We start from the raw sequence: 7,601 nt of genomic DNA on the forward strand, positions 1-7,601 counted from the left end.
TAAGAAGTCCCACTATTGTAACTATCACTGGTACGATTGCACCAACCAACATAGAAATAGTAGGCATCATTGCACCTATAATCATAAATATAGTTTCAACCAAGCTAAGAACAATCGGTATCAATTGTACAAACATACTCATTAATACAGGTAACACTGCCTGAGCAATGCTCATAATTGCTGATCCTAGTTGAGTGAAAATAGGTATTACATTTGCAACTATAGACATAATAATCGGCGTAATATTACCAATAAAACTTGTAAATGCCATTGATAATGTATCTAAATGAGGTGCGACTGATTCCACGATACTTTTACCTAGTTGTACAAAATATTGTCCTATTTGCTGTAAAAGAGGCAATACGACCGCCCCTACAGACGAAAAGACATTCTGAAAAGTATCTATTAGCCCCATTACACCATTTCTAAATGTCTCAGAATGTTTCCATGCCAACATAAAACCGCCTGCTAACAGAGCAACTACTCCAACAGCTATTCCTATCGGCCCCGTTAAAGCTGTAAACACAGGCGTTAGAAACTTCGCATAACTTAATAATGATCCAATTACTTTTAATGCTGGACCTATCCCTACTGCTACCGCAGTTCCAATTGCTGTTGCTTTTAGGATAAAGTCCTGAACTGGTGCAGATAACCCGTCAAACTTCGCTTTAGTTTCGGATACAAAATCCAGTATTTTCTGAAAACCATCAGCGAATTTGTTACCGAGTTCGGTTGCCTTCGGTGCCAGTTTATCTATCTTTTGAATTAACCCTTCGGACTCCATAATGATTTTACCGTTGGTATCTCTTAAGATATTACCGTTCTCATCTAACTTTGCTACACCACCAATGAGCGGTTTTAATTTAGTGAAAAATCCATCCACATCATTACCCCCATCTAGGAAAGCAGCACCTAGTCTTGAGACTGCCGCCCATGTGTTAGCAATCGCAGCGCTAAATGACTCCATCCCCATGATTTGCGCCGCTCCACCGATATTCGTTTCAATTGCATTTAATAACATTTCTGACGAAATTTTACCTTCAGATGCCATTTTAGTTATTTCATCTGTTGTAACTCCAGCCGCTTCAGCTAGCCATTGGTATACAGGTAACCCTCTATCAGATAACATTCCAAGCTCGTTGTTATACGCTTTATTAGACGTCGTAACTTTATTCATGATAGATCCAATTTCATTCATACCAGCACCTGCAATCGCAGCTGTATCACCTGTAAGTGATAAATATCGAGTGAGTTCTTTCCCCGGCTTTACACCTGCTGCAATTGCGCCTGCAGCTGTCGTTACTGCGTCGCCCATGGAAAACGCTGTACCACGTACGGAATCGAGTGCGTTGTCCATTATTCCTGATTTACCGCTAATTTCTTCCGCTGTATAGCCCAGACCTTTAAGTTTCGCGCTAGCAGTGTCAATATCTACTAAACGCTTAAATCCTCCGGCAATAGCTATACTACCTACAGCAGTTGCTGCGCCTAAAGCTGGTTTTGTTATCCAGTTAGTGAGACCACTACCTATATTTTTAATATTATCTCCTGTTTTCGATAATTTGTTCATGCTTGATTCGAACTTAGTTTGTAAGTTTGCGATAGATGCTTCAGCACGTTTCATACCTGATTCAAAATCAGATGAATTAGCTCTTAATTGAGCGGTTAACGTATAATTGGCCATTTATTATCCTCCTTTCTGAGTTGGTTTCCTCATTCCGTTTTTAACGTAGATCAGATCAACCCATGATTTACCTTCAGTCGATTCAATATCTTGAATAACTTCTAAAGCATTCTCAGTAAACGCTACATCTACTTTTTCTTGTTTTTTAGTGAATAACTCATATGGTTTCTTGCCTTTTTTACGCATGGCATTGGCTACGGCATTCATAACCGCATTTCTCATATGAGTTGTTTCAGACACAATTTTCGTCTCATATGCTTTATATATAAATAATTTCTCTCTATCTGTGAGTGCATCATATTCTTCTTTTGAGTAGTTGAAATTTACTACAAAAAAAGCGAGACCTTGTTCATATGTAAAAGGTCTCGCAAGCTTTTCTTTCTCATGGTTTCTTTCGCCCATTTCGAAAAAATCATATTCAACTAACTCTACTGGAATAAAAAACCTAAATCTCTCTCAACACAAGTTAGGCAGAATGCATTAACTTCCATGTATCCATGTTCTTTTAATGCTTCTTCTAATAGGTCTGTTGCTTTTTTTACCATGAATTGGTTTATCTTCCTGAACATCAATTAAACCAATTGAAAATAAGCCTTCAAGTAAAGAAAAAGAAAGCATACCTGTAGACTTTCTTAATTCACTCATTAATGAAATATCTAATAATCGTTCTAAGTTCTTCACTTTACCGGTAGTTAATCTTAAATCTAAATTAGTGTCTTTAATAGTTAACATCTATTACACCCCTACAATTCCTTTTTCAGGCATTTCATTAGCGTTTTTGTTCGATAAATCAACGAGTGCACCGTTACCATCTAAACTAATAGAATAAGTCATAGCGTCGTCGTATGGTGCTTCTAGTGAGTAGTCACTAACAATAGCTAAACCACCAAATAATGCTTTTTTCTCGCGTTGGTTAACTACTTTCAGACATACGAAATTCCCTTCTTCGTATGCTTTACCTAATTCTTTATGAGATTCATCTGACGATACATATAAACCATCATTATCGATTGACCATTCTTTCATACCAGGTAATTTTGCTTTCCAACCACCTGTATTCTTGTTTGACACTTCTAGCGAATCTGCTGAACGGTTAATTGTTAACCCTTGTTGTCCCGCAATAGCTAAAAGTTCTTCTCCTGTGTTGTCAAAAATAGCAAGCAAGATATCCTTCCCCGCTACTGCTTTAGTTGCTGTATTTGAAAAATCGCAATATAAGTTATCCTCAAAAGCCATTTAAATCATTCCTTTTTTAATTTTTTGTTTTAAATCCGTAAGCGACAGTAAGAGATAAGCCAATTACTGCGTTACGTTCATTTGTCTTTGGATCTATATAATCTGCAACGATACTCGTATCTGTTTGGTTAAAAGCATCTAGCGTATCCGGTAATATCAAACGATTAGTAAATGCTTCTTCTATCTGCTGGATATTGTTGTCATGTTGAATAGAAGAGTTTGCTGATTTAGAAACGAGACGAAGATGTAAGTTATAGACTGTTACAAACATAGTTTTTGTGTTCTTAGGAACCGTATTCGCAACCTCTACATAACAAAAGGGGGCGGGCTGATTCACTTCTACGTGATCCACAAACTTAATGTCTGTATTCTCATCGATTAGATGCTTGATTACTTTTTTAATATCAGTGAGTGACAACTTCCTCATAATCAATCTCCTTTCTTCATCTCATCCGCTAAATCTTGTTGGTATAGTTTCGTTTGAATGTTTAAATTTGTTTTTAAAAACCACTGCCCTGGAACAAAACCACCTGTAGGCATACCAAAGAAGAATTCTCTATGCCCGAACTCGACGTGTGGGGCGTAATCTTTAGTGTATCCTACAACACCACTACCTAAATCTACACTGACAGATTGCCTTAGTTCTGATGTATCGACAGGTGTTCCTCCCATTCCAGGATTACTTGTGGCAACTGCTCTATCTCTCATTTCAAGAAGATTATCATTTGTTATTTGCTTCCAGTTAGTATTGCCTTTTGCACGTAAAGCACTGATTAATGTTTCAGCACCTGCTAATTCATATTTAATCGACATGATTTAACTTCCTTATATGACAGAGTCTCCATCGTATAAAATCTTGTGCAATAGACACTATTTTGTACATCTCTCCATTGATATGGACTTCATCTGAAGCAGATAGTACTTCGATACTAGCTTGAGTAAGCAACTTCCGATTATTTTCGGTGTAGGGTCTACCTAACACGTCAACATCTTCTTTCGTCCACTGAGTTAGAGCTCCCTTATTTATTGCAACCTCATCACGTTTGTAAATAGGATTCCCTAATTCATCTTCACTTGTTTTTACTTTTCCGTATAAAATTAAGTCATAAAATTTCATAGAAATCGCAACTTATCTTTTCCTGATGAGACCAGTTCATCATCATCAAGTTTGTTTTTATAGTTGTCTAATTCTTCTTTATACTCATCTAGCAAGTTTGCGATGAACTTAACAGAAAAGACATCAACACGTTCTGTGTCGATGCCTTCTTGATTCATTTCCCATCTGTTATACATTGCTGTTACTATTTCAACAGCAATCGACTCTAATTCAGATGGAAATGTTTTATTTTGCGGGATTCCAACTCTTAAACAAATACGATCCTTAGCAGTAGTTAAAAACTCACTCGCTAAATCAGTGTTAATGCTTGGTTTTCTAATTTTAATTCGTGCGAGCATTAAATCACCTACTTTTTACTTTTTGTCGTCTTAATCTCATCGCCAATTACTGGACGTTTTTGATTGTTCTTACTAGATTGTAATACTTTAATTCGTTCTTTTGTCGGCTTATATCCTTTACGTGGATATTTATCACGTCCTGCTATATAGATACGATTGTTGTCATCTAAATCAGAGAAGTTTTGTATCACTGGATACATAGTCTATCACTCCTTTAAATTTATACGCTCTCAGCAATTGTTCCAACAATGACACCATCTAAACGTTCAGCAAATAGATCTACACCGTAAGCCGTAATCGTTTCTGCTGTTAAGCGTTGTTTATTGATGTCGTGAGTAACTCCGATGAGACCTGTTGAGTCTTTAGAGAAGTCAAACGCTTGACCAATCGCTCCCTGCGTCATATCAGCATACGCTACAACTAAGTTGTTAGCTGCAGTTGTGTACACCGTACCTTGTGGAATATCTGCTGACATAAACACAACACGGTTGTTTAAGAACCCTTCGAGATACGTCATACCGAACGCAGTTTGAACTGTTACGTTAGCCTGAGCTAAGTACTCTCCTGCATCAAATGGGTTAATGAATGAAACGATTTCTACATCATCTTCATCGAATGCAGCTGTTACTGCCGCCCAGTTTTTAGCCATAACTTGCTGTAAACCAGCACCTTCTGCTTTTCCTGTACCAGTAGCAAGTTGCTTTAGTAATTTTGTTCTAATTCCTTTTTGTACTTCGTTTAAGAATTTTGCATCACTTAAGTTAACAGCTGATTCAAAGCCGTATTTTTGCACATCTTCCATTGCTACTGCTTTACGCTTTTTATCCCAAGTTAATTCATGTGATGGACCTTCTTCCAATTTGGCTTCAGATAAAGGAATTAACGCTCCAGGTGCTACTTCTTCCCCTGAAAGTGTTACTGATGAAGTATATGTTTTAATTAATGTCCCTGCAGATAGTGGCAGTGTACGTTGAATCCCAAGTAATTCTTGTAAAGTCTTCATACGTTGACCGAATTGTTCTACGAAATCAATTGATAGTGCTTTTCCTAAATTAGTTGATAAATTTTGTTCTGGCATTTAAAATTCCTTCTTTCTTATTTAAATAAATGTGAATTTTCTTGAATAAGTTTAATTCGTTCTGATGGATCTTTAACTTTCATAATGTCGTCACGTGTTAAAGGTTGTGACGACTTTTGTCTAACTGGTGCATTACCTTTCAATTTATCTTGAACTAATGCATTTGAAGTATCCTCTACAAGCTTAGCAAACGCCTTGACACGCTCTGATGTTTCCTCAGCGTCTTTTCCTACTACAAAATTTAAAATGTCGTCTGTCGCTTGAATTTGATGTTCTGACAACATTACAGTTGCCTCTTTACCGAGTGTCCATCTGTTTTGCTCGGCTTTTAATCGTTCATTCTCTTCTTGTAACTTTTCAAATTCGTACTTTTGCTTTTCCGCTTCATTCATCTTTGCGAGTTTTTCAGCTTCTGCAATTTCCTTTTCTCGTTTTTTCGTCTCACGATCCATACGAGATTTAATCGCTTGTTCTAATTCATCTTGAGTATAAAGTTTTTCGTTATCATTGCGTTTAGACTCTTCATTTTGTTCAGTAGTCTCTGTTTTTTCATTCTCTACATCAGGTTGTTTATCTTCTACTTCTGCAAAAAATTGTAAATCTAAAGGTAATTTCATAGTTATTTTCTCCTTTTTAAAGTCTTGTTTGACTGTATTCCTTGCACAGTTTAAAGCCATAAGCATGTTTTGGGCATAAAAATAGCACCTAATCAAATTTGATTAAGTGCTAATCTTTTATCTTGTATGGCCCTTTTCCGCCTGTTTCTCTAATTTCTTTAATAACTCTTAATGCTTCTTCAAGAGTTATCTTCCCATCCTTATCATGTTGAACAATTGAAAAAACAAATTTAATTACATCTCTATACTGTTCTTCGTGTGGGATGTTTAGACTATCAAGATAGTTATACATAAGGGGTTCTTCTTCAGGATACAAAAACAAGTTATTCCCAAAGATTGACGGTCCCACTAATCTCTTTTCATCATCTGTTGCTTCATCAAACGGTTTAATAATATACTTTTCTATATTAGTCATCAATAAACACCTCCAACTTAATACGTCTTTTTCTCCCTTTAATTATAATATCTTTTACTTTGAATTTAGTATTCGGCTGTAACAAGAACTCATGTTCATTATCAAAATAAGCAACGTCCTCCATATAACTCCCTGTCTTAATACCTTTAGGAATATCTATTTCAAATAATATACCTTCTTCATCCATAAATTTTTTCGTAACTTCTTCATCGAGAGACGTGCTCATAAAAGCTTTATCTATTATTGTTATGTCTCCTGGTTTTAGCTCTTCCGTGAACGGTAGTGAGCCTCTGATTCCACGGAATACTTTTAAGTCATCCTCAGTTTCATAATGTGAAATGGCTTCTTTAGTATTTTCAATCATCTTAAAGTACCTATCAATACTGTACTGAGGTATTCCTCTATCTAATTGTGATTGAGGACCTTCTCTCAAAAGAGTGTTCATTAAATCGTATCGAGTACCAGTGTATTCTTTTATAGCTTTTAAATCTGTCTCACTAAGATTATCCTTCCATTCATTATACCCTTTTTTCTCTTTCCAATAACGTTTAATGTCATCAACGTTATTGAATTTGCGGTAATTTACTGGAATATCGGTTACTTCGTGTTGTTCTTCTGAAGTATCTTTAATGTCGTCTAACGTTCGTGGTGCTTTTACACCTACAATCATTGTACGACACCAAGGATGAAACGGTGGAAAGTTAATTCCTACTTTTCTATCTTCAAACTTGAATACTTCATCATGCATATGTCTACATATTTTCGAAGTCTTATTATCAATGATCGCATTGATTCTATATTCCGTATGTCCTGCGTCAATATAAGGCTGTGCACTTGCTTGATTCATAACAAATGATGATTCGGTCCATATTAACCGTTTCGCGTCGCTAAAGCCTACGTCTAAGCGTTTAACAAGCAAATCAGATAATGAATTATAGTTATCTCCACGTATGAAGCCGTCACGAATAGTTGTTTGCAGCTGATTTACTAACTTACCTTTATTGGCCCATATTCTATCACTAAAGTTTCGACCATCTACCCATTTATCATATATTGTGTTTCTAGCAACAGCTGAATTAATTGATAAGAACGACTTACCTAACCCTAACTCTTTAG

Annotated in this window: 13 protein-coding genes; all 13 read right to left on the minus strand. The window is 36.2% G+C overall.

From position 1 onward, the window contains the following. Positions 1 to 1,684 (minus strand): phage tail protein (locus TJ68_RS04995; protein WP_040929065.1); only part of this gene is annotated, 1,684 nt, incomplete at its 3' end. Between the two features lie 3 nt (positions 1,685 to 1,687). Beyond that, positions 1,688 to 2,086: a hypothetical protein gene (locus TJ68_RS05000; protein ID WP_052327319.1), complete on the minus strand. Its 399-nt coding sequence runs from the start codon at positions 2,084 to 2,086 to the stop codon at positions 1,688 to 1,690. 78 nt (positions 2,087 to 2,164) lie between these two features. Then, positions 2,165 to 2,416 carry a hypothetical protein gene (locus TJ68_RS05005; RefSeq protein WP_040929067.1) on the minus strand — a complete coding sequence of 84 codons (252 nt, stop codon included), beginning with the start codon at positions 2,414 to 2,416 and terminating at the stop codon, positions 2,165 to 2,167. Between the two features lie 3 nt (positions 2,417 to 2,419). Then, entirely contained in the window at positions 2,420 to 2,920 is a 501-nt protein-coding gene (locus TJ68_RS05010) for a phage major tail protein, TP901-1 family (RefSeq protein ID WP_040929068.1), read from the minus strand. A gap of 16 nt (positions 2,921 to 2,936) precedes the next feature. Next, positions 2,937 to 3,347: a DUF5072 family protein gene (locus tag TJ68_RS05015; protein ID WP_040929069.1), complete on the minus strand. Its 411-nt coding sequence runs from the start codon at positions 3,345 to 3,347 to the stop codon at positions 2,937 to 2,939. Between the two features lie 2 nt (positions 3,348 to 3,349). Continuing rightward, positions 3,350 to 3,733: an HK97 gp10 family phage protein gene (locus TJ68_RS08160; protein ID WP_052327320.1), complete on the minus strand. Its 384-nt coding sequence runs from the start codon at positions 3,731 to 3,733 to the stop codon at positions 3,350 to 3,352. Next, complete coding sequence (locus TJ68_RS05025; RefSeq protein WP_040929070.1) at positions 3,723 to 4,037, minus strand: hypothetical protein; 315 nt, start codon at positions 4,035 to 4,037, stop codon at positions 3,723 to 3,725. Before TJ68_RS05025 ends, TJ68_RS08160 begins: the two co-directional genes overlap by 11 nt. Further along, the gene (locus tag TJ68_RS05030; protein ID WP_040929071.1) at positions 4,034 to 4,375 is read right to left on the minus strand and encodes a hypothetical protein; all 342 of its coding nucleotides are present in this window, start codon (positions 4,373 to 4,375) and stop codon (positions 4,034 to 4,036) included. The genes TJ68_RS05025 and TJ68_RS05030 overlap by 4 nt, the downstream gene beginning before the upstream one ends. A gap of 8 nt (positions 4,376 to 4,383) precedes the next feature. After that, the gene (locus TJ68_RS05035; protein ID WP_040929072.1) at positions 4,384 to 4,575 is read right to left on the minus strand and encodes a hypothetical protein; all 192 of its coding nucleotides are present in this window, start codon (positions 4,573 to 4,575) and stop codon (positions 4,384 to 4,386) included. Positions 4,576 to 4,595: 20 nt separating this feature from the next. After that, positions 4,596 to 5,453, minus strand: coding sequence for a hypothetical protein (locus TJ68_RS05040; protein WP_040929073.1), 858 nt, complete (start codon positions 5,451 to 5,453; stop codon positions 4,596 to 4,598). A 17-nt stretch (positions 5,454 to 5,470) separates the two neighbouring features. After that, positions 5,471 to 6,070, minus strand: coding sequence for a DUF4355 domain-containing protein (locus tag TJ68_RS05045; protein ID WP_052327321.1), 600 nt, complete (start codon positions 6,068 to 6,070; stop codon positions 5,471 to 5,473). A gap of 109 nt (positions 6,071 to 6,179) precedes the next feature. Beyond that, complete coding sequence (locus tag TJ68_RS05050; protein WP_040929074.1) at positions 6,180 to 6,485, minus strand: hypothetical protein; 306 nt, start codon at positions 6,483 to 6,485, stop codon at positions 6,180 to 6,182. Then, positions 6,478 to 7,601: minor capsid protein (locus TJ68_RS08165; protein WP_187364856.1), on the minus strand; the 1,124-nt coding region annotated here is incomplete at its 5' end. The genes TJ68_RS05050 and TJ68_RS08165, both read right to left, overlap by 8 nt.

The sequence above is a fragment of the Nosocomiicoccus massiliensis genome, assembly GCF_000438455.1.
In the GTDB taxonomy this organism is placed as follows: domain Bacteria; phylum Bacillota; class Bacilli; order Staphylococcales; family Salinicoccaceae; genus Nosocomiicoccus; species Nosocomiicoccus massiliensis.